Raw genomic sequence first — 20204 nt, 5'->3', positions numbered from 1 at the left:
TCAGCCGAGTGTGCGCACGTCGATGCGAAAGCGCAGCTCGGGCGCGCCGCCGAGCCCGGGCTCGGTGATGAACTCCTCGACCAGCACGCCGCCGTTGGCGCGGATCACGCGCTGCGAGGCGAGGTTGTCGGGGCTGGTCGTGATCTCGACATGGTCCAGCCCGATGGCGCGCGCATTGGGCAGCAGCGCGCGCAGCGCGGCGGTGGCATAGCCCCGGCCGCTTTTCCACGGCACCACGCCGTAGCCGATGTGGCCCAGGCAGTAAGACGGCAGGGCGTTGGTGCCCGGCTGCCAGCGCAGCTGGATGCTGCCGCAGAACTCGCCGTCCCACAGCCAGCGCCGGTAGCCCGGCAGCCGGGGCACGGTGCCGCCGGCGGGCAACGCGACGGGTGGGCCCTTGGCCTCGCGGTCGACGAGGCCGGCAAGAAAGGCGTCGGGGTCGGCGCGGATCAGCGCCAGCTCTTCGCGGCCGGCTTCGGCCCGCAGGTTGTTCGGCGACCAGCCGCGTTCCAGTGCGGCGATGTAGCCGGGCAGGTGCTCGGGCGAGGGCCAGACGAGTTGCAGTGCGGAAAGGGACATGGGAAACGGTCCTTGTTTTTTGATCAGTACGAGCGCAGGGCGATGCCCCAGCGCCCCTCGGCCTGCACGACGATCCAGAGGTTGGCGTGCGTGCTGAGCACCGCGCCGGCCGCATCGCGCCGCGTGTAGTGCACGACGAAGTGCACCTTGTCGTGGCTCACGAGCACAGGCTCCTTTTTCTCGTACTGTGTGGAGGCCCAGCCGCCGGCCTTGAGCGTGTCGAAGAAGTCGGCGGGGTGCCGGCCGGGCGCGGGCCAGTCGAGCCGCCGCGCACCGGAGAGCATCGTGTGCGGAAAGTGCAGCTCGGCGTCCATGCCGCGCGTGTCCGAGGCGTTGAACGCGGCCGTGAAGCGGTCGAGGCAGGCCGACGCGGCGGCGACGACGGCCGCGTGCGGTGCGTCGGAGGGCGGCGGGGCGACGAAGGCAGAGAAATCGGTCATGCGCTGGATGGTAGGCGAGCGAGCGCCTGTCGGTCACTCTTGCAATAAATGCAACTGAGTTGCGTCAATCCATATAATGCAATTCTGTTGCAACTATGGAGCCTGCCCTCATGGCCGATCGCCTTCCCGTCACCGTGCTGTCCGGCTTCCTGGGCGCCGGCAAGACCACGCTGCTCAACCACATCCTGCACAACCGCGAGGGCCGCCGCGTCGCGGTGATCGTCAACGACATGAGCGAGGTCAACATCGACGCCGCGCTGGTGCGCGAGGGCGGTGCCGCGCTGTCGCGCACCGATGAGAAACTGGTCGAGATGAGCAACGGCTGCATCTGCTGCACGCTGCGCGAAGACCTGCTGATCGAGGTGAAGCGGCTCGCCAAGGAAGGGCGCTTCGACCAGCTCGTGATCGAGTCGACCGGCATCTCCGAGCCGCTGCCCGTGGCCGAGACCTTCACCTTCGCGGGCGAGGACGGCCAGAGCCTGGCCGACGTGGCGCGGCTGGACACCATGGTCACGGTGGTCGATGCCTTCAACTTCCTGCGCGACTACGGCTCGCCCGACAGCCTGGGCCAGCGCGGCCAGTCGCTGGGCGACGAAGACACGCGCACGGTGGTCGACCTGCTGATCGAGCAGATCGAGTTCTGCGACGTGCTCGTGGTCAACAAGACCGACCTCGTGACGGCGGAAGAACGCGAGCGGCTGATGGCCATCTTGCGCAGCCTCAACCCGCGTGCGCGCATCGAAGAATCGGAATTCGGCCGCGTCGCGCTCGACCGCGTGCTCGACACGGGCCTGTTCGATTTCGAGCAGGCCGAGCAGGCGCCCGGCTGGCTGGCCGAGCTGCGCGGCGAGCACGTGCCCGAGAGCGAGGCCTACGGCATCCGCAGCTTCGTGTATCGGTCGCGCCTGCCGTTCCATCCGCAGCGCTTCTGGGACCTGGTGCAGGGCGAGTGGGAGGGCGTGGTGCGCTCCAAGGGCTTCTTCTGGCTCGCGAGCCGGCCGACCCGCGCGGGTGCGTGGTCGCAGGCCGGCGGCGCCTGCCGCTACGGCGTGGCGGGCCTGTGGTGGGCGGCCGTGCCGCGCGAACACTGGCCGACCGACCCCGACGGGCTCGAACTCATCCGCAAGAACTGGGACGACGCCACCGGCGACGCGCGCCAGGAGCTGGTGCTGATCGGCATCGGCATGGACGAAGCCGCGCTGCGCGCACGGCTCGATGCCTGCCTGCTCACGCCCAACGAGATGCGCTTCGGCCCCTCGTGGTGGCAGAACCTGCCCGATCCGTTTCCGTCGTGGAACGTGTGAGCGCGCGGGCGGTTCAGTCGCCGGCGCTGCCGGGCTGCATCGCCTGCTGCACCAGCCGCGCCATGGCCGATGCGTTCTCGCTGCCGACGGCGGTCAGGCCCTGCACGGTGCCTTGACGGTCCTGCAGGGCTTCGTCCTGGCTGGCCTTGAGCTTGCCTTCGAGGCGGTCGATGGGGATCTCGATGCCCACCACGGCGCGCGCCAGCTTGCGGATGAAGGTCTCGGGCGCGTCCGTGGTCTGCCAGGGCACGGGCTGGCCGGCCTCGTTCGCCGCGGTCAGCCGCGCGAGCAGGTCGAGCAGCCAGGCCTCGTCGTCGATGGCGCGCGCGATGCCGTGCGCATGGGCGACGGCGTAGTTCCAGGTCGGCACCACCTGGCCGTGCTCGGCCTTGCCGGGGGACCAGCCGGGCGTGATGTAGGCCTGCGGCCCCTGGAACATCACGACCGAAGGGGCCGGGGCATCGAGCCGACGCCACACGGGATTGGCGCGCGACACGTGGCCGCGCAGCGTGCCGAACGGGCCGCGCGAGCGGTCGAGCAGAAAGGGCAGGTGGTTGGCGACCAGCCCGTCGGCGCCCGGCACGACCCAGGCGCCCAGCGGATGCGCGTCGATCAGCGCGTGGCTCGCGCCGAGGTCGGGCTGGCGGTGGTGCCGGGAGACGTACACGTGCAGCGCGATGAAACTATCGAGCGCAGTCGCCACACATGCCGTGCAGCGTGAGCGCCGTGTGCCGCGTGTCGATGCCCTGCTTGCGCAGCGCCTTGCCGAGCCGGCCCATCACCTTGGGCAATTCGGGGTCGGAGGGCAGGGCCAGCACCTTGTGGCACTGGTCGCATTCGAAGGTGTTGCCCGAGGCGGTGTCGACGTGCCGCGCGAAGCGGTTGACCCGGTCGGCGCCCACGCGGCGGTCGCACAGGCCGGCCTCGACCAGCCGGTCGAGCACGCGGTAGAGCGTGACGCGGTCGGGCGGCTCGCCCGTGGCGGCGGTGTAGGCGGCGGCCACTTCCTCGTGGGTCAGCGGCTGCGAGCCGTGTTCGAGCAGCTCGAGCACGGTCTGGGCGGCGCGCGTCACGCGCAGCCCGCTGCCGCGCAGCAGCGCCTCGCTGTCGAAGGCGGGGCGGGACGACGAGCTTTTCAGGGGCGGGGTGGGGGTCTTCATGCGAAACGCCATTGTGTTGCATCCGGCGCCCCCTTGCGACGGCAAGGACAGCCGGGGGCCCGGATGTTGCGAGGTGCAAGTCAGCCAACCGGCCGTTTCGCCGCGGCCCGGGTCGCCCGAATGCGCTAAGGTCTGGGCATTCGCATTCCTGAATACCTTCGTTGACCATGTCCCGTCCTCCCATCGAAATCGAAACCGCCCCGAACCCCACCGCCACGGTGATCCTGATGCACGGCCTGGGTGCCGACGGCAACGACTTCGTGCCGATTGCCGGCGAACTCGACCTGTCGGCCGTGGGCCCGGTGCGCTTCGTGTTCCCCAACGCGCCGGTGATTCCGGTCACGCTGAACAACGGCTACCAGATGCCGGCGTGGTTCGACATTGCCGGGGCCGATTTCAATGCGCAGGAAGACGCCGCGGGCCTGCGCCGCTCGCAGGCCACCATCGAGGCCGTGATCGCGAATGAAAAGGCCCGTGGCATTGCCGCCAGCCGCATCGTGGTGGCCGGTTTTTCGCAGGGCTGCGCCATGGCGCTGCTGACCGGCCTGCGCCACACCGAGCGCCTGGCCGGCATCGTCGGCCTGTCGGGCTGGCTGCCGCTGGCGGCCAGCACCGCGGCCGAGCGCCATGCCGCCAACCACGACACGCCGGTGTTCCTCGGCCATGGCCGGCAGGACCCGATGGTGCCCCTGGCACGCGCCACGCAATCGCGCGACGCGCTCGCCGCTCTGGGCTACGCCGTCGAATGGCACGAGTACGCGATGGCGCATTCGGTCTGCATGGAAGAAGTGGCCGACCTGAACGATTTCCTGCTGCGCGTGCTGCGCTGAAGCACAGGCCGCTGCGGCAACCCACGAGACAGACAGACACAGAAGGAGACAGCCCATGATCCTCGTCATCGGACACGCGCTGGCAAAGGCCGACACCCTGCAGGCGATGCTGGCCATCAGTGTGGAACACGTGCTGCGCTCGCGCGCCGAGCCCGGCTGCATCTCGCATGACGTCACGACCGACGTGCAAGACCCGCTGCAGCTCACCTTCGTGGAGCGCTGGAGCGACATGGCGGCGCTGCAGGCGCACTTTCGCGTCGATGCGTCGCGTGCTTTCGGCAAGGCGCTCGCGGCCATGGCCGACGGCGTGCCGTCGATCCATGTCTACCAGTCGGAAGAGATCGACCTCGCGGCGGGCCGCGCCAAGGCCTGAATTTCGAACCCCGCTGCGCGCCGCAAGGCCGGTGGCATTTGAGAGGGTAGCTATGAAAAAAGTAGCAAAAAACAGCATAGCCGGATGCGGGATTCCCTGCTTCAGCAGTGCCTGTCCGCCCGTGCTACCTTCCAGCCCCACAGAAGATTGATGGGTCATAAGAACATGAGCAACAGATTGCAGGAGAGGCTGGGTGCACTCCCGGCCGCGCGATTGAAGGGAATGCGTCGCGGCATCGAGAAGGAAAGCCTGCGCGCGCTGCCCGACGGCAAGCTGGCCCTCACGCCGCATCCGCTGGCGCTGGGCTCGGCGCTCACGCATCCGCACATCACGACCGACTTCAGCGAATCGCAGCTCGAACTCATCACGGGCGTGCACGCGGGCGTGGAGTCGGCGCTCGAAGAGCTCACGCGGGTGCACCAGTTCACCTACCGCGTGCTCGACCAGCTCGGCGACGAGCGCCTGTGGGTGTCGAGCATGCCCTGCGGCCTGCCGACCGACGAGACCATTCCGATCGGCCGCTACGGCTCGTCGAACGTGGGCCGCGCCAAGAGCGTGTACCGCATGGGCCTGAGCCACCGGTATGGCCGCCGCATGCAGACCATTTCGGGCATCCACTACAACTGGTCGCTGCCGGAGGTGTCGAGCGAAGAGTATTTCGCGCTGATCCGCAACTTCCGCCGCCAGGCCTTTTTGCTGCTGTACCTGTTCGGCGCCTCGCCGGCCCTGTGTTCGAGCTTTGTCGCGGGCCGCCCGCACGAGTTGCAGCCGTTGGGCGACGGCAGCATGTACATGCCGCACGGCACCTCGCTGCGCATGGGCCGCCTGGGCTACCAGAGCGAGGCGCAGGCCTCGCTGGCCGTGAGCTACAACAGCCTGGAGGGCTACGGCGCCTCGCTGCAGGACGCGCTCACGCGCCCGTGGCCGGCCTACGAGGCCATCGGCATCCGCAACCTGGGCGGCGACTACAACCAGCTGGGCACCAGCCTGCTGCAGATCGAGAACGAGTTCTACGGCACCATCCGCCCCAAGCGCGTCATCCACTCCGGCGAGCGCCCGCTGCATGCGCTGCGCGAGCGCGGCGTGGAGTACGTCGAGGTGCGCCTGATGGACCTCGACCCCTTCGAGACCGTCGGCATCAACGCGCAGACCATGCGCTTCATCGACGTGTTCCTGCTGCACTGTCTGCTGAACGACAGCCCCGACGACACGCCGCAGGAAATCGCCGACCTGGCGCAGAACCAGCACCTCACGGCCGCGCGCGGCCGCGAGCCGGGGCTGAAGCTGCGCCGCGACGGGCGCGAGGTCGGGCTCACCGACTGGGGCCTGGAGCTGGTCGAGCAGTGCCTGCCGATTGCCGCCGCGCTCGACGCGGCGCAGGGCGGCACGCAGCATGTCGATGCGGTGCGCGCCGCCAAGGCCGGCCTCGAGAACCCGGACAGCCTGCCCTCGGCCCGCGTGCTCGCGGCCATCGAGCAGCAGCACGGCAACTCCTTCGTCGGCTTCGTGCGCGCCCAGTCGGAGCAGACCCGCGCCGCGCTGCTCGCGCTGCCGTTCACGGCCGCGCAGCAGGCCGGTTTCGAGCAGATGACGGCCGAGTCGATCCAGGCGCAAAAGCGCATCGAGGCGGCCGACACCATGCCCTTCGAGATCTACCGCGAGCAGTACGTCTCGCCGGCGCGCCTGGGCATGGCCCCCGGCCGCCTGCCGGTCGCAGCCTGAAGCGCCGCCAGGGGCGGGCGGCGCACACCGACAGCGCCGCTGGCCGATGGCCTACAGCCATTGGCCTGTCCGGCCCACCGTGGCCCTGCGGCCAGCCCGGAAGATGGCGCCATGCGCTGCCAAGTTCCGGACCCGAGACTCCCACCATGACGCTCCACGCCTACCTGGTCGAGGACAGTCCGGTGATCCGCGAGAACCTGGTCGACTTTCTCGAGGACGTGGCCGATGCGCACGTGATCGCCTCGGCCAGCACCGCCGACGAAGCGCTCGACTGGCTGCGCGATCACAAGAGCGATTGGGACCTGGCCATCGTCGACCTGTTCCTGCAGCGCGGCAACGGCCTGGCCGTGCTGAACGCCTGCCGCCAGCGCTCGCCGCACCAGAAGGTGGTGGTGCTCAGCAACTACGCCACCGCCGACATGCGCCTGCGCTCGCAGCAACTGGGCGCCGACGCCTTCTTCGACAAATCGGCCGAGCTCGACCAGCTGGTGGCGTACTGCGCGACCGTCCAGCCGTCGCATGGGTGACTCCCGCGAGGGGCGCCCGAGGGCAAACGGGGCTGGGAACTGAGGTAAAACGCCGGGTTGCCGCCCGTCGGCACCCCTTTCCCAACTCCCTACAGACAGCGAGCAGAGACCCATGAGCAACAGCACCTCCATCGACTTCAAGGGCCGCGTGGCCATCGTGACCGGCGCGGGCGGCGGCCTGGGCCGCCAGCATGCGCTGGCACTGGCGGCGCGCGGCGCCAAGGTGGTGGTCAACGACCTGGGCGGCGCGCGCGACGGCTCGGGCGGCTCGGTCAGCGCCGCGCAGGCGGTGGTCGACGAGATCAAGGCGGCCGGCGGCGAAGCCATGGCCAACGGCGCCTCGGTGACCGATTTCGAGGCCGTGCAGGCCATGGTCAAGCAGGCGGTCGACGCCTGGGGCCGCGTCGACATCCTGGTGAACAACGCCGGCATCCTGCGCGACAAGAGCTTCGCCAAGATGGAGCTGGACGATTTCAAGCTCGTGGTCGACGTGCACCTGATGGGCGCCGTGAACTGCACCAAGGCCGTCTGGGCGCTCATGAACGAGCAGAAGTACGGCCGCATCGTGATGACCACGTCGTCGTCGGGCCTGTACGGCAACTTCGGCCAGAGCAACTACGGCGCTGCCAAGCTGGCGCTGGTGGGCCTGATGCAGACGCTGAGCATCGAAGGCGCCAAGAACGACATCCGCGTGAACTGCCTGGCGCCCACCGCCGCCACGCGCATGACGGAAGACCTGTTCCCCAAGGACATGCTCGAGGCCTTCCGCCCCGAGGCCGTGGTGCCCGCGATGCTGGTGCTGGCCGCGCAGGACGCGCCCAACCGCACCATCCTCTGTGCTGGCGCCGGCACCTTCGAGGCCGCCCACATCACGCTGACGCAGGGCGCCTGGCTGGGCATTGCCGCTGACACGCCCGAGCAGCTGGCCGCGCGCCTGTCGGAAGTGACGGCCCGCGAAGGCGAGGCCGTGCCGCAAAGCGGCGCTGCCCAGGGCGCGAACGAAGTCGCCAAGGGCCAGGCGAACGCCGGCCGGGGCTGAACTTTCGTCACTCGGTGCATGGCGCTTGACTTCGAGCGCACTCGAGCATTTCCAATGAATTCACCGGATGTCCGGTGTCTTCATTCATCCAAGGAAATCACGCCATGCACACGATCGACAACAAGGCCCTGGTCCAGCGCATCCACGCGGAGCTGGACAGGGGCAACGGCCAGGCCTTCATCGACAGCCTGGCCGACGACGCCAGCTGGACGCTGGAAGGCAGCACGCCCTGGTCGCGCACTTACCAGGGCAAGCAGGCGATCCGCGAAGAGCTGATCAAGCCGCTGTTCAGGCAGTTCGCCGGGCCCTATGTGAGCAAGACCGAATGCATCATTGCGGAAGGCGACCGCGTGGTGGTGCTGTTCAGCGGCGACGTGCCGACCAAGGCCGGCAGGCGCTACAACAACCGCTATTGCTACGTCTACCGACTCGAAGGAGGCCAGGTGAAAACATTGACCGAGTACTTCGACACCGCGCTGGTCGAGCGGGCGCTCGATGCGCCAACCGCCCATGCCGGCTGACGCCAGCACTGCCACGCCGTCATTCCACATCGGCGAGCTGGCCGCGCGCACCGGCCGCACGGTGCACGCCATCCGCTGGTACGAATCGCAAGGCCTGGTGCCCGGCGTGGCGCGCGACGCGGGCGGGCGGCGCGTGTACGGCGAGCTGCATGTGGGCTGGCTCGACCTGATGGACCGGCTGCGCCGCACCGGCATGTCGATCGCCGAGATGCGCGATTACACGGCGCTCGCGATGCAGGGAAAAACCACGCTGCGCCAGCGGCGCGACCTGCTCGAGGCGCACCGCGCGCGCGTGCACCAGACCATTGCCGACTGGCAGCAGGCGCTGTCGCTGGTCGATCGCAAGATCGATTTCTACGACGCCTGGATGGCCGACGGGCGGCGCCCGCCGCTCATTCCGGTGGAAACGCCGCAGCGCCTGCCCGCGCCGAAGCGCAAGCCGGCGCGCTGAGCTTCGACTCGACTACTCGGCGACGAAGCCCTCGCCGTCGCGGCGGATCGAATCGCGGGCGCGGTGGTTGTTGAGACGGCCCAGCGTGTTGTCGAGCAGGCGCTTGAGCTTGTCGGCCGCGCCGCGGAAGGCCTCGTCGAGGCTGGCGGCGTGCTGTGTCACCGCGAGCGGCTGGTGGTGCGCCAGGCGTGCTTCCATCACGCAGCACTTGTCGCCGCCGCCGGCCTTGTCGTGGTTCTCGTCGCTCAGGTGCACCTCGACGCGCGTCACGTCTTCGACGAAACGGCTCAGGTGCTGCTTGATCTCGGTGTCTGCCCAGCGCTCCAGCGTGTCCTTGTTGGTGATGCCATTGCTCGTGTTGACCTGGATCTGCATTGCGTATGTCCCTGCTGGATGGTGAACGAGCCTTCACTGTGCACCCGAAAGAGTGCCCCTGCGCGTAGGTGTGTTGCCCCTTTTTGCCGGGGCATGGCCGCGTGCTCAGCTCTGGATGTAACTGGTCAGCTGCGTGATCGTCTGCTCGTGCTCGGAAATGATGTCGTCCATCAGGTCTTGAATCGAGATCATGCCGACCACCTTGTCGCCGTCGACCACGGGCAGGTGACGGAACTTGCGCTGGCTCATGAGCGCCATGCAGGCGTGGGTCTGGGTCTGCGGGGTGACGGTCATCACGTCGGGCGTCATGATCTCGGAGACCTTCACCTCCTTGGAGTTCTTGCCCTGCAGCGCCACCTTGCGGGTGTAGTCGCGCTCGGACAAAAAGCCCACGAGCTTCTCGCCGTCCATCACCATGAGCGCGCCCACTTCGAAATGCGCCAGCGTGGCCAGCGCGTCGAACACACTGGTATCGGGCGAGGTGCGCCAGGCGGCGGAATCGTGGCGCTTGAGCAGTTCGGAGACGGGTTTCATCGCAGGCACTCCATTCAGGGGTTTCGATCCGGCCGACGCACGTGGCGGCGCCGTGCTTCGGACAAATCATAGGGGCGGAATCGCCCCGTGCGATGCAAAACCCTCCGGGGTGTTGCGCGTGTCATGCCGCGCACACGAACCCCGGTGTCCTCAGAGGGTGCTCAGGGGGCCGTGGCGAGCACGCGGCTCAGCGCCACGGCGTTGCCCGCGACGTCCTTCACGAGGCCCTGCGCGTCGAAGTTCACCTGGAACTCCGACCAGCTGTCGCGCCAGTAGCGCCACACCGATGCGTCCAGGCTCGGGTTCTCGCTGGCCACCGGGTAGCCGATGGCCATGAGCACCTGTTCGCGCGTCATGCCGGGCATCACCTTGCCCGCGACGATGGCTGCGCCGACCGCGGGCGGGAAGCTCGCGATCTTGCGCTTCGGGTCTTCGGTGACCACGTAGCGCTTGGCGAAGTCGATCAGCGTGATGTTGCGGCTGTAGTCGTTCTTGATGCGCTGGGGCTTGCCCGCGAGATCGACGTTGAAGAAGCGGAAGTCGTAGGCCGTGATGCGCGCCGGCGTGCCCACGGCGACGATGCTCGTGCCCTGTTCGTCGTAGTTGATGTCGCTGATCGAGTCGCCGTACGTGCGCATGTTGCAGCACAGGAAGCCGTCGGTCAGCGGGCCGGGCGGCGGCGATGGGCGCTGGGCATGCGCCACGGTGGCGGACAGGATGGTGGTGGCCGCGAGCAGGGCGGCGGCGGCAAGGCGCTGGACCATGAAAAGGATCTCCCTCGGTGTGACTTTTTGAAACGGCTGCAGGCGCAGCGCGCGGATTCTAGGGGTGATCCGGCGGCCAACAAGCCAGTGAATACGCCAGTTGGTGCTATCAAAAGCGCAGCAGCGAGAAATCGGTCCGTTTCCCGGTTCACAATGCGCACCCGGCTTGCGAGGCCGGACCCCTTCCAGACAGCGCGAAAGAAAGAGCATCCATCGATGGCGATCCAGTGGTTCCCCGGTCACATGTATTCGACCCAGAAGGCCATCACCGAACGGGTGAAGGACATCGACGTGGTGATCGAACTGCTCGACGCGCGCCTGCCCGGCTCCAGCGCCAACCCGATGCTGGCCGAGCTCACGGCCGGGCGGCCCACGCTCAAGGTGCTCAACAAGCAGGACCTGGCCGACCCCGCGCGCACCGAGGCCTGGCTGGCGCACTACAACGCGCTGCCCGACACCCGCGCCATTGCGCTCGATGCCAGCCTGACCATGCCCGCGCAGCGCATCGTGCGCGCCTGCCACGAGCTGTCGCCCAACCGCGGCGGCATGGCCAAGCCGATGCGCGTGCTGATCTGCGGCATTCCCAACGTGGGCAAGTCGACCCTCATCAACACGCTCACCGGCGGGCGCAAGGCCAAGACCGGCGACGAGGCCGGCATCACCAAGCTGGAGCAGCGCATCACGCTGGCCGACGACTTCTACCTGTGGGACACGCCCGGCATGCTGTGGCCGCGCATCATCGTGCCCAAGAGCGGCTACAACCTCGCGGCCAGCGGCGCGGTGGGGCGCAATGCGTTCGATGAAGAAGAAGTGGCGCTGGAGCTGCTCGACTACCTCAAGGCGAACTACGCCGACGGTCTTGTCGCGCGCTTCAAGCTCACGGAACTCGACACCGCCACCCTGGCCGGCATGAAGGACGAGGACGTGCTCGACACCATCGGCCGCAAGCGCGGCGCGCTGCTGGGCAAGGGCAAGGTCAACCTGCAGAAGGCCGCCGAGATCGTGATGCACGAGTTCCGCGCCGGCAACCTGGGGCGCATCACGCTCGAGACGCCCGAAGAGTTCGCCCAATGGCTGGCCGCCGGCCAGCGCGCCGACGCCGAGCGTGCCGCGAAGAAGGCGGCGCGTGGCAAGAAGGGCAAGCAGAAGCCTGAAGCCGCGCCCGCGGACGGCAGTCGCACGGCGGACGAGTGAAGGTTTTGCGCGCGGCACGCTGAACGCCGCGCGGGCCGCCCCTATCATCGAGCGATGCAACGTCTCACGCGCCAGCGCAACGCCGTTTTCTCCGCCTTCAGCGACGCCGGTCGCGTGCTGACCGCCCCCGAAATCCTCGAACACGCACGGGCCATCGTGCCCGAGATCAGCCTGTCGACGGTGTACCGCCAGGTCTCGCTGCTGCTGGCCGACGGCGAGATCGCCAAGGTCGAGCTGCCGGGCGAACCGGCGCGCTATGAAGTGGCCTGCAAGGCTGATCCACACGATCACGCTTCGCACGGCGCCGGTGGCGATGCAGGGCTCCACCACCATCACTACTTCCATTGCTCGCACTGTGGCCAGGTGTTCCTGCTGCACGCGTGCCCGGGGCCGATGCACGACCTGGCCCCCAAGGGCTTCCAGGTGACGCACCACGAGGTCACGCTGCATGGCTTATGCGCGGCCTGCGTCGACGCCGGCGCGAAAGCGCCGAAGGCGCATCCGCCGCACTGAAGACGGCGGGCCCCGGGGTGCGGGGAAAGTTAACAAAGTTATTGAGAATGAATTCGCAATAACGTATATTCGCGTGTCCGAACGAACTCCCCGGCCACGCACATGCAAGTCCTGTCCTCGCTCAAGGAAGCCAAGAAGCGTCACCGCGATTGCCAGGTGGTGACGCGGCGCGGCCGCACCTACGTCATCTGCAAGTCCAACCCGCGCTTCAAGGCGCGGCAAGGCGGCGCGAAAAACAAGAACAAGCGCTGACGCGCGGCGGCCTCGCTGCCGCCTTCCATTCCCCTCGATGACCGCATCGGCGTGCCCACGCCGGGGCGTGCCTGCGCGCGTCTTTCCTTTCCTTCTTCCTTCCATCGGAATCCCTCCGCCATGCTCCGAGCCTCCGGCCTCACCAAACGCTACGGCGCGCACACCGCGCTGGACCGCCTCGACCTCGACATCCGCGGCGGCGACATCTACTGCCTGCTGGGTGCCAACGGCGCGGGCAAGACGACCACCATCAACCTGTTCCTGAACTTCATCGCGCCGACCGACGGCACGGTGCAGATCAACGGCACCGACGTCACGCGCCACCCGGTCGCGACCAAGCAGGACGTGGCGTACATCCCGGAGCAGGTCACGCTGTACGGCACGCTCTCGGGCCTGGAGAACCTGCGCTTCTTCGCCGGCCTGGCACTGGGCCACGAACTGCCGCGCGAACGCCTGCTTGCGCTGATGACCGAGGTGGGGCTCGACCACGCTGCCGCCGACAAGCGCGTCAGCATGTATTCGAAGGGCATGCGCCAGAAGGTGTGGATCGCGGTGGCGCTGGCCAAAGAGGCCAAGGCGCTGCTGCTCGACGAGCCCACCTCGGGGCTCGACCCGCACGCCGCCGCCGAGTTCTCCGACCTGCTGCGCCGCGCGGGCGACCGCGGCGTGGCGGTGCTCACCACCACGCACGACCTGTTCCACGCGCAGCAGACCGCCACGCGCGTCGGGATCATGAAGCGCGGCCGGCTTGTCGAAAGCCTCGACGGCGCGCAGATCGGCCAGACCGACCTGCAGTCCCTCTACCTGCAACACATGAGGGCCTGACCCGATGACGATGCGCTGGATCGCCCGACGCGAATTCACCGAACGCCTGCGCGACGGCCGTCTGTACTGGGCCGGCGGTCTTGTGGCCGTGCTGCTCCTCACCGCGCTGGCCGTCGGCTGGGCGCACCAGCGCGGCGCGCATGCCGAGCAGGTGGCCGCGCAGGCCATGGACTACCGCGACTGGCTGCACCAGGACAAGCGCCATCCGCACGACGCCGCGCACCAGGGCATGCACGCCTTCAAGCCCGAGTCGCCGCTGTCGATGGTCGACGCGGGCATCAACCCCTACATCGGCAGCACCGTGTGGCTGCAGGCGCACCGCCAGAGCGAGGTCAAGTTCAACGCCGCGCAGGACGCGACGGGCCTGCAGCGCTTCGGCAACCTGTCGGTGGGTTGGATCTTGCAGGTGCTCGGCCCGCTGCTGGTGATCGTGCTGGGCTTCAACGCCTTCGCGGGCGAGCGCGAGCAGGGCATCCTGCGCCAGACGCTGAGCCTGGGCGTGGCGCCGCTGCGCCTGCTGGCCGGCAAGGCGCTCGCGCTGTCGGCGCTGCTCGCGGTGCTGCTGGTGCCGGCGGCACTGGTCGCGGCCGTCGCCGTGGCGGTGGGCGCGGAGCCGGGCGGGCGCGTCGACGCGCTGCTGCGGTTAGGCGCGTGGTCGTTGGGCTACGCGGTCTACCTCGGCATCTTCGTGTGCCTGGTGCTGGGCGTGTCGGCGCTGTCGTCCACCTCGCGCATGGCGATCACCGTGCTGCTCGCGCTGTGGATCGGGCAGGCCGTGATGGCGCCGCGCGTGCTGTCCGAGCTTTCGCGCACGTGGTTCCCGAGCCCGACGCGGCTCGAGTTCAACAAAGCGCTGGGCGCGGAACTCAAGGCCGTGTCGAACCAGGTCTGGCAGCAGAACTTCGGCACCACCGAGCGCTGGGGCCGCGACGTGCCGCTGAGCAAGTGGGGCATCGCATTACGCCTGGACGACCAGGCCTCGTACCCCGTGTACGACCGCCACTACGGCCGCCTGTGGGACACCTGGGAACAGCAGCAGAAAGTGCAGGAGTGGAGCGGCCTGCTGCTGCCGCTGCTCGCGGTGCGCAGCTTCTCGATGGGCATGGCGGGCACCGACTTCTCGCACCACCGCCGCTTCACCACGGCCGCCGAGCTGCACCGCCGCAATATCCAGGACCTGATGAGCAAGGACCTCGTGGCGCATGCCGATCCGCTCGGCGACCGCCACTTTTCCTACCAGGCCACGCCCGAGCTCTGGGCCACCGTGCCGCCCTTCGACTACCACCCGCCCGGGGCGGGGTGGGCGCTGCGGCACCAGGCGCGCAGCTTCCTCGTGCTGTGCGCCGGCCTGCTGCTCGCGGCGGCGTTCGCGGCCTTCGCCACCTTGCGCCAGCGCGCGCTCTGAGAGGGGATGCCACCCATGTCGTCCCTCCATCCTCCCCAAGGCCGTCGCCTGCTGGCCGTGATGCGCCAGGAAGTGCGCCTGATGCTCGCCGAGCGCGGCCTGTGGGTCGTCGGCGCGCTGTTCCTGCTGCTCGTGGCCTATGCCCTGGGCAACGGCCTGCTGCAGACCGCCCAGCGCGACCGCGCGCAGGCGGCCGTGGCGCAGGCCGACCGCGACACCCGCACCGCGCAGCGCACGCTGCTCGAAGCCATCCTGGCCGGCACCGCGCAACCCACGCCCTTCGAGAACCCGGCCGACCCCTCGCGCATGGCGAGCGGCTACGGCGGCCAGCACGTGCTGCTGCCGACCGCGCCGCTGGGCCCGGTCGCGCTGGGGCAGAGCGACCTGTTTCCGAGCCAGTACCAGGTCACGAACCAGAGCCGCGTCGTGTTCATGAACCCGAGCGACATCGAAAACCCGTGGCACCTGCTGAGCGGGCATTTCGACCTGGCCTTCGTCATCGTCTACCTGCTGCCGCTGCTCATCTTCGCGCTCAGCTACAACCTGCTGTCGGCCGAGCGCGAGAACGGCACCCTGCGCCTGCTGCTGTCGCAACCGCTGCGGCTGCGCACGCTGCTCGCGGGCAAGCTCACGGTGCGCGCCGCGGTGCTGCTGGGCCCGGCCGTGCTGCTGCCGGTGGCGGTGCTGTGGATCGCGCGCCATGCGGGGCTCACGGCGGGCGGCGCGGGCAGCGCCACGCTGTGGTGGGCGCTGTTGGTCGGCGCCTACGCGCTGTTCTGGTTCGCGCTGGTGGTGGCGGTGAACGCCTTCGGTGCCTCGTCGGCGACGAATGCGATGGTGCTCGTCATCGCCTGGGTGCTGCTGGTGCTCGTGGCGCCGGTGCTGCTCAACCTGGCCGTCACGCAGGCCGCGCCCGCGCCGTCGCGCACCGAGCTGGCCACGCGACAGCGCGTGGTCACGGCCGAGGCGATGAAGCGCTACCAGGACCTGCTGGGCACCGAGTACCAGCACGTGGGGCAGGGTGCCATCCTCGTGCCGCGCGAGGGCAAGATCGAGATCGCCGGCCGCTCGCTGGCCAACTACCGCATCCAGCGCGAGGTCGACGAAGCGATCCGCCCCGCGCTCGCGCGCTTCGACGCACAACAGGCGGCACAGCAGGCGCTGGTGGGCCGCTTCGGCGCCGTGTCGCCGGCGGCCGTGGCCTACGAAGGCATGACCGCGCTGGCCGGCAACGGCGCACGCCGCCATGCGCGCTTCGACGCGCAGACCGTGGCGCACCACGAAGCCTGGAAGGCCTTCTTCTTCCCGCGCATCGACGCGCGCGATGCGCTCGCCCCGGCCGACTTCGACCGCATGCCCACCTTCGCCTGGCACGAGGAGCCCGCCGAGCTCGTGCGCGGGCAGGCCGCGCTGGCCGTGCTGCAACTGCTGGTGCCGAGCCTGCTGCTGTTCGGCCTCGCGGCCTGGCGGCTGCGGCGCTTCTCGGTGGCCTGACGCTTTCTTCATTTCTTCCACGCACCGTTCCATGACCCCGTTCACCCGCACCACCGTCGCGCTGGCCGCCTTCACCGCCTTGCAAGTCGCCTCTGCACAAGACAGCAGCAGCAACAACGCCGAACTCGGCACCGTCACCATCGAAGGCAGCCGCGATGCGAACAGCCTGCACCTCGATGAGTCGAGCGGCTCGGCTTCGCGCCTGGGCCTCTCGGTGCGCGAGACGCCGGCCTCGGTCGAGATCCTGTCGCAGGATGCGATCCAGCAGCGCGGCGCGCGCACTTTCAGCGAAGCATTGCGCGGCATGGCGGGCCTCTCGGGCGGCGGCCCGCCGTCGTCGCCGACCACGCTGTCGCTGCGCGGCTTCACCAGCCTCATGTACCTCTACGACGGCGTGCGCAGCTCGGGCGCGGGCGTCACCAACCGCGTGCAGGACACCTGGAACTACGAGCGCATCGAGGTGCTCAAGGGCCCGGCCTCGGTGCTCGACGGCGAGGGCGCCATCGGCGGCATCGTCAACTTCGTGACCAAGCGGCCCGACCGCAGCAACCCGCACAAGGAGGCGCTGCTCTCGTACGGCAGCTACGGCTCCACGCGCGCGGCCTTCGGCTTCGGCGGCGCACTCGGCGAGGCCAGCGCCTACCGGCTCGACTACAGCCGCAACGACACCAAAGTGGGCACCATCGACCGCAACGGCGAGCGCATCGACCACTTCACGAGCGGCCTCTTGGTGGACCTGGGCGGCTCGGTGAAGCTCGACCTGTCGTTCGACTACCTGCGCGACGACAACGACGCCTACTGGGGCACGCCGCTCGTGCCGCGCAGCTTCGCCACGCAGCCGACGAACGTCGTCAGCACGCCCGACGGCCGCGTGATCGACCGGCGCATGGCGCGCACCAACTACAACGTGCGCGACGACGAGAACTCGTCGGAGACCTACTGGCTGCGCGCGCGCCTCACGGGGCAGGCGGGCGGCGGCTGGTCGTGGCGCAACGAGTTCTCGGCCAACCAGTCCAAGCGCATGTTCCGCAATTCAGAGAGCGCCACCTTCGTGCCGCCCGCCAGCATCGCGCGCGACCAGACGCTCATCACGCACGACCAAGACTTCTGGCTCGACCGCTTCGACGCCACGCACAAGGGAAAGATCGCCGGCCTGGACAACCGCTTCGTCGTCGGCGGCGAATACAGCGAAACGCGCTTCGGCAGCCAGCGCCGCTTCTCGAACAGCAGCCCCGCCACCGCCGCGCAACTGCGCGTGCCCGTGTTCGACCCGTACACCGGCTACTTCGACGACAACCCCGCGCTGACCACCGGCGCGGGCAACCGCGCCGACACCTTCTCGCGCGTGAAGGTCGCCTCGGTCTTCGTGGAAGACGCGCTCAAGCCGATGCGCGACCTCACGCTGGTCGGCGGCCTGCGCCACGACCGCACCGAGGTCGACCGCCGCATCTGGGACCTGAACGCGGGCAGCGTCACGCGCTTCGGCGCGAGCTACCGCGCCACCTCGGGGCGCATCGGGGCGGTGTACGACCTGTCGCCGCAGTCGAGCCTGTATGCGCAGTACACCAACGCCACGCTGCCGGTGGGATCGCTCTTCCTGCTGTCGGCCTCGAACGCTGCGTTCCCGATGTCGCGCGGCAAGCAGGCCGAGGTGGGCTTCAAGCAGAGCCTGCCCGCGGCGAACCTGGAGTGGACGGCCGCGCTGTACAAGATCGAACTCGACAACGTGCTCTCGCGCGACCCGAACAACGCGGCCACCACCGTGAACAACGGCCGCCAGTCATCGCGCGGCCTCGAGCTGTCGGCCGTGTGGAGGCCCACGCGCGAATGGACACTGGCGGGCAACCTGGCGGCGCTCGATGCGCGCTTCGACACGCTGGTCGAAGCCGGCAACGTCTCGCGCGTGGGCAAGACCCCGCCGAACGTGCCCGAGCGCATGGCCAACATCTTTGCCACCTACCGGCCCGACGGCTCGAAGTTCGAGTACTTCGCGTCGTTGAACTACACGGGGCCGATGTACACCGACAACGCCAACCAGATCCGCATCAACGGCTTCACCACGGTCGATGCGGCCGTGAGCTACCGCCTGAAAAATGCGCTGCTGAGCTTCCGCGTGCGCAACCTGACGGACCGTCTCTATGCAACGTGGACCGGCCGCGCCGCGAGCCAGGTGCTGCTGGCGCCGCGGCGGACTTTCGAGGTGTCGGCGAAGTTCGACTTCTGACGCCGCCGTGTTGCGCGCTCAGCGCATCTGCAACCGCGCATCCTTCGGATACCCGATCGTGTAGTCCGCCGACACCCGCGCCGTCTGTCCCGCGTCCAGGTCGAAGCGCCACATCGCCAGCCCCGGCTGCTTGTTCCACGCCTGCTCGGCCGGTTGCGGCGCAAAGCGCGTGGTCACGCGCACCTGCTCGTCGACCGACACCGGCGCGGCCTCCAGCACCTGCACGGCGATCGGCGTGCGGTGGCGGTTCTCGACCACGTAGGCGCGCTGCACCTGGCGCTCGGCACGCGAGCCGACGAAGCCGCCCGAACCCTGGTTGTCGCGCTCGGGTTCGGCCTGCACGCGCACCAGTTCGTCACGACCGAACGAGAGCGAGAGCTTCGCGTCGCTCGGCGCGTTCCAGCGGCCCTGGCCGACGAAGTTGCCGTCGCGGTACAGCTGCATCGGGCCGGCCGGCCACACGCCCGAGGGCTGCGCCATCTCGGCGATCAGGAAGGCGCTCGGGTCCACGCGCGGGCTGGTGCGCGCGGCGAGCTGCGCGGTGTCCTCATGCTGGCCCAGCGCCAGGGTCACGCGCTGGCCGTTGGAAGGCACGTCGATGCTTTGCGGCACGGCGAATTCGGTGGCGAAGCTGTTGTCGAACACGCTCACATCGAACAGCGGCTCGCGTGCGCGCTCCATGGCCATCTTGCGGTCGGCGGCAATGGGCGAGGGGGCGGCGGCCATCGGCGCGGCCATGTACGCCGACTCGGCATTCGCGCGCGGCGGCGGCTCGATGCCGATGCGCCACGCGCTCGGCGTGCGCCCCGTGGTCTCGCGGCGCGGCTGGCCGGTGGACAGCACCAGCTTCACGCCGCGCCAGTCCTCGCCCGTGGCCTGCGCCACCAGCGCCTGGCGCTCGATGCGCACCTTGCGCGTCGTGGTGTCGAGCAGCGCGCGGTAGCTGGGCGTCCAGCCCGGGCCGTTGACCTGGTAGCTGAGCTTCACGTCGGCATCGGCACTGGCGGCCAGCGTGACGGTGACGGCCGTCACCTGCGCGCCTTGGCCCTGCGTGCGACCGCGCTCGGCCAGCAGTGGCTTGAGCTGGCGGTCGAGGTCGGTCTGCTGGCGCTGGATCTGGTGCTGCTTGAGCAGCGCGTCCTGGCCCGAGCGGCGCATCGCGTCGGTCACGGCTGTGAGGTTGCGCGCGTCGACCGGCGCCCGCGCGCCGGGGCCCGACTCGCCGCCCGACAGCCCCTTGAGATATCCCGTGACCATGCCCAGCGCATCGGTCTCGGCCTGCAACGCGGCCTTCTGGTCTTCGAGCTCGCGGATGCGGCCGTCGAGCGCGCTGGTGGCGCAGTTCGCCGAAAGCTCGCGCGCCTCGCTGAGCACGGAGGTCTCGCCCACGCGCACCGCCGCGCCGGCCGACACCTGCAGGCTCTGCACGTCGAGCCCGGCCGGCAGACAGGCGAAGGTGACCGACCGGCTGCCCGCTGCGACGCGCGCCACGCGCTCCACCGTGGCGCTGCCGGGGTAGACCTTGACCTGGGTGATGCGCGAGGCGTCGGCCTGCAGCTGCGCATGGGCGCCGGCACCTGCGGCCAGCCAGAGGGCAGCGACGGCGGTGGCACGCAGGAGGGGACGGGCGGAGAACGGTGTGTGCATGGAAAGCCTTCCGGAAGAAAGTCGGTGACGA

23 protein-coding genes are annotated in these 20204 nt (G+C 69.2%); 15 read left to right on the top strand and 8 right to left on the bottom strand.

The genetic code is table 11. The features are described 5' to 3' along the window. The gene (locus tag AC07OH_RS27445; RefSeq protein ID WP_495302804.1) at positions 1-579 is read right to left on the bottom strand and encodes a GNAT family N-acetyltransferase; all 579 of its coding nucleotides are present in this window, start codon (positions 577-579) and stop codon (positions 1-3) included. A 23-nt stretch (positions 580-602) separates the two neighbouring features. Beyond that, positions 603-1019: a hypothetical protein gene (locus AC07OH_RS27440; RefSeq protein ID WP_495302803.1), complete on the bottom strand. Its 417-nt coding sequence runs from the start codon at positions 1017-1019 to the stop codon at positions 603-605. Between the two features lie 110 nt (positions 1020-1129). On the opposite strand from AC07OH_RS27440, the gene zigA reads away from it, so the two are divergent. Next, a complete protein-coding gene (gene zigA, locus AC07OH_RS27435) occupies positions 1130-2323 on the top strand; it encodes a zinc metallochaperone GTPase ZigA (RefSeq protein ID WP_492680467.1) in 1194 nt (397 codons plus the stop codon). A gap of 13 nt (positions 2324-2336) precedes the next feature. On the opposite strand, the gene AC07OH_RS27430 is transcribed toward zigA, so the two are convergent. Then, positions 2337-2990, bottom strand: a complete 654-nt coding sequence (locus tag AC07OH_RS27430; RefSeq protein WP_495302915.1) for an FMN-binding negative transcriptional regulator — start codon at positions 2988-2990, stop codon at positions 2337-2339. 16 nt (positions 2991-3006) lie between these two features. Further along, entirely contained in the window at positions 3007-3483 is a 477-nt protein-coding gene (locus AC07OH_RS27425; protein WP_095747674.1) for a Fur family transcriptional regulator, read from the bottom strand. 167 nt (positions 3484-3650) lie between these two features. Here AC07OH_RS27425 and AC07OH_RS27420 point away from each other — a divergent pair, with 167 nt between their 5' ends. The 7 genes from AC07OH_RS27420 (at position 3651) to AC07OH_RS27390 (ending at position 8946) form a co-directional block, all read left to right on the top strand. Further along, a complete protein-coding gene (locus tag AC07OH_RS27420; RefSeq protein ID WP_495302802.1) occupies positions 3651-4313 on the top strand; it encodes an alpha/beta hydrolase in 663 nt (220 codons plus the stop codon). 55 nt (positions 4314-4368) lie between these two features. Continuing rightward, positions 4369-4686 carry a putative quinol monooxygenase gene (locus AC07OH_RS27415; protein ID WP_062477003.1) on the top strand — a complete coding sequence of 106 codons (318 nt, stop codon included), beginning with the start codon at positions 4369-4371 and terminating at the stop codon, positions 4684-4686. A 165-nt stretch (positions 4687-4851) separates the two neighbouring features. Then, positions 4852-6408 carry a glutamate--cysteine ligase gene (gene gshA, locus AC07OH_RS27410; protein ID WP_070062562.1) on the top strand — a complete coding sequence of 519 codons (1557 nt, stop codon included), beginning with the start codon at positions 4852-4854 and terminating at the stop codon, positions 6406-6408. Between the two features lie 146 nt (positions 6409-6554). After that, on the top strand, positions 6555-6935 hold the full coding sequence (locus tag AC07OH_RS27405; protein WP_495302801.1) for a response regulator: 381 nt from the start codon (positions 6555-6557) through the stop codon (positions 6933-6935). Positions 6936-7047: 112 nt separating this feature from the next. Continuing rightward, positions 7048-7974, top strand: a complete 927-nt coding sequence (locus tag AC07OH_RS27400) for an SDR family NAD(P)-dependent oxidoreductase (protein WP_495302800.1) — start codon at positions 7048-7050, stop codon at positions 7972-7974. A gap of 104 nt (positions 7975-8078) precedes the next feature. Beyond that, positions 8079-8495: a nuclear transport factor 2 family protein gene (locus AC07OH_RS27395; protein WP_495302799.1), complete on the top strand. Its 417-nt coding sequence runs from the start codon at positions 8079-8081 to the stop codon at positions 8493-8495. Further along, the gene (locus tag AC07OH_RS27390) at positions 8485-8946 is read left to right on the top strand and encodes a MerR family transcriptional regulator (protein WP_495302798.1); all 462 of its coding nucleotides are present in this window, start codon (positions 8485-8487) and stop codon (positions 8944-8946) included. Before AC07OH_RS27395 ends, AC07OH_RS27390 begins: the two co-directional genes overlap by 11 nt. Positions 8947-8958: 12 nt before the next feature. Here the strand turns inward: AC07OH_RS27390 and AC07OH_RS27385 are convergent, their stop codons facing one another. From AC07OH_RS27385 to AC07OH_RS27375, 3 genes are all read right to left on the bottom strand, one after another. Further along, positions 8959-9321: an HPF/RaiA family ribosome-associated protein gene (locus AC07OH_RS27385; protein WP_492696528.1), complete on the bottom strand. Its 363-nt coding sequence runs from the start codon at positions 9319-9321 to the stop codon at positions 8959-8961. A 105-nt stretch (positions 9322-9426) separates the two neighbouring features. Continuing rightward, positions 9427-9855 (bottom strand): CBS domain-containing protein, encoded by a 429-nt coding sequence (locus AC07OH_RS27380; protein WP_099791301.1) that lies wholly within the window; start codon positions 9853-9855, stop codon positions 9427-9429. 161 nt (positions 9856-10016) lie between these two features. After that, on the bottom strand, positions 10017-10619 hold the full coding sequence (locus AC07OH_RS27375; protein ID WP_495302797.1) for a cell envelope protein SmpA: 603 nt from the start codon (positions 10617-10619) through the stop codon (positions 10017-10019). 216 nt (positions 10620-10835) lie between these two features. Here AC07OH_RS27375 and ylqF point away from each other — a divergent pair, with 216 nt between their 5' ends. The 7 genes from ylqF (at position 10836) to AC07OH_RS27340 (ending at position 18526) form a co-directional block, all read left to right on the top strand. After that, positions 10836-11813: a ribosome biogenesis GTPase YlqF gene (gene ylqF / locus AC07OH_RS27370; protein ID WP_492680455.1), complete on the top strand. Its 978-nt coding sequence runs from the start codon at positions 10836-10838 to the stop codon at positions 11811-11813. Positions 11814-11867: 54 nt separating this feature from the next. Continuing rightward, entirely contained in the window at positions 11868-12326 is a 459-nt protein-coding gene (locus AC07OH_RS27365) for a Fur family transcriptional regulator (protein ID WP_495302796.1), read from the top strand. A gap of 102 nt (positions 12327-12428) precedes the next feature. Further along, a complete protein-coding gene (ykgO, locus tag AC07OH_RS27360; protein WP_013542562.1) occupies positions 12429-12578 on the top strand; it encodes a type B 50S ribosomal protein L36 in 150 nt (49 codons plus the stop codon). A 120-nt stretch (positions 12579-12698) separates the two neighbouring features. Further along, on the top strand, positions 12699-13403 hold the full coding sequence (locus AC07OH_RS27355; RefSeq protein ID WP_495302795.1) for an ABC transporter ATP-binding protein: 705 nt from the start codon (positions 12699-12701) through the stop codon (positions 13401-13403). 4 nt (positions 13404-13407) lie between these two features. Beyond that, entirely contained in the window at positions 13408-14808 is a 1401-nt protein-coding gene (locus AC07OH_RS27350) for an ABC transporter permease subunit (RefSeq protein ID WP_495302794.1), read from the top strand. Between the two features lie 15 nt (positions 14809-14823). Then, entirely contained in the window at positions 14824-16302 is a 1479-nt protein-coding gene (locus tag AC07OH_RS27345) for an ABC transporter permease subunit (protein ID WP_495302793.1), read from the top strand. A gap of 31 nt (positions 16303-16333) precedes the next feature. Further along, positions 16334-18526 carry a TonB-dependent receptor gene (locus AC07OH_RS27340; RefSeq protein WP_495302792.1) on the top strand — a complete coding sequence of 731 codons (2193 nt, stop codon included), beginning with the start codon at positions 16334-16336 and terminating at the stop codon, positions 18524-18526. Between the two features lie 18 nt (positions 18527-18544). On the opposite strand, the gene AC07OH_RS27335 is transcribed toward AC07OH_RS27340, so the two are convergent. Next, entirely contained in the window at positions 18545-20173 is a 1629-nt protein-coding gene (locus AC07OH_RS27335; protein ID WP_495302791.1) for a DUF4139 domain-containing protein, read from the bottom strand. Between the last annotated feature and the right edge of the window lie 31 nt (positions 20174-20204).

The organism is Variovorax sp. GW821-FHT10C12, assembly GCF_059415405.1.
The sequence above is the reverse complement of the archived record's forward strand: the minus strand, read 5'-3'. Positions and strand labels throughout refer to the sequence as shown.

Coding starts and splice junctions, on each gene's coding strand:
- ykgO (WP_013542562.1), top strand. CDS start 12,429: ATGCAAGTCCTGTCCTCGCTCAAGGAAGCCAAGAAGCGTCACCGCGAT.
- zigA (WP_492680467.1), top strand. CDS start 1,130: ATGGCCGATCGCCTTCCCGTCACCGTGCTGTCCGGCTTCCTGGGCGCC.
- AC07OH_RS27405 (WP_495302801.1), top strand. CDS start 6,555: ATGACGCTCCACGCCTACCTGGTCGAGGACAGTCCGGTGATCCGCGAG.
- AC07OH_RS27345 (WP_495302793.1), top strand. CDS start 14,824: ATGTCGTCCCTCCATCCTCCCCAAGGCCGTCGCCTGCTGGCCGTGATG.
- AC07OH_RS27415 (WP_062477003.1), top strand. CDS start 4,369: ATGATCCTCGTCATCGGACACGCGCTGGCAAAGGCCGACACCCTGCAG.
- AC07OH_RS27385 (WP_492696528.1), bottom strand. CDS start 9,321: ATGCAGATCCAGGTCAACACGAGCAATGGCATCACCAACAAGGACACG.
- AC07OH_RS27445 (WP_495302804.1), bottom strand. CDS start 579: ATGTCCCTTTCCGCACTGCAACTCGTCTGGCCCTCGCCCGAGCACCTG.
- ylqF (WP_492680455.1), top strand. CDS start 10,836: ATGGCGATCCAGTGGTTCCCCGGTCACATGTATTCGACCCAGAAGGCC.
- AC07OH_RS27340 (WP_495302792.1), top strand. CDS start 16,334: ATGACCCCGTTCACCCGCACCACCGTCGCGCTGGCCGCCTTCACCGCC.
- AC07OH_RS27440 (WP_495302803.1), bottom strand. CDS start 1,019: ATGACCGATTTCTCTGCCTTCGTCGCCCCGCCGCCCTCCGACGCACCG.
- AC07OH_RS27380 (WP_099791301.1), bottom strand. CDS start 9,855: ATGAAACCCGTCTCCGAACTGCTCAAGCGCCACGATTCCGCCGCCTGG.
- AC07OH_RS27375 (WP_495302797.1), bottom strand. CDS start 10,619: ATGGTCCAGCGCCTTGCCGCCGCCGCCCTGCTCGCGGCCACCACCATC.
- AC07OH_RS27355 (WP_495302795.1), top strand. CDS start 12,699: ATGCTCCGAGCCTCCGGCCTCACCAAACGCTACGGCGCGCACACCGCG.
- gshA (WP_070062562.1), top strand. CDS start 4,852: ATGAGCAACAGATTGCAGGAGAGGCTGGGTGCACTCCCGGCCGCGCGA.
- AC07OH_RS27400 (WP_495302800.1), top strand. CDS start 7,048: ATGAGCAACAGCACCTCCATCGACTTCAAGGGCCGCGTGGCCATCGTG.
- AC07OH_RS27335 (WP_495302791.1), bottom strand. CDS start 20,173: ATGCACACACCGTTCTCCGCCCGTCCCCTCCTGCGTGCCACCGCCGTC.
- AC07OH_RS27350 (WP_495302794.1), top strand. CDS start 13,408: ATGACGATGCGCTGGATCGCCCGACGCGAATTCACCGAACGCCTGCGC.
- AC07OH_RS27425 (WP_095747674.1), bottom strand. CDS start 3,483: ATGAAGACCCCCACCCCGCCCCTGAAAAGCTCGTCGTCCCGCCCCGCC.
- AC07OH_RS27390 (WP_495302798.1), top strand. CDS start 8,485: ATGCCGGCTGACGCCAGCACTGCCACGCCGTCATTCCACATCGGCGAG.
- AC07OH_RS27365 (WP_495302796.1), top strand. CDS start 11,868: ATGCAACGTCTCACGCGCCAGCGCAACGCCGTTTTCTCCGCCTTCAGC.
- AC07OH_RS27395 (WP_495302799.1), top strand. CDS start 8,079: ATGCACACGATCGACAACAAGGCCCTGGTCCAGCGCATCCACGCGGAG.
- AC07OH_RS27420 (WP_495302802.1), top strand. CDS start 3,651: ATGTCCCGTCCTCCCATCGAAATCGAAACCGCCCCGAACCCCACCGCC.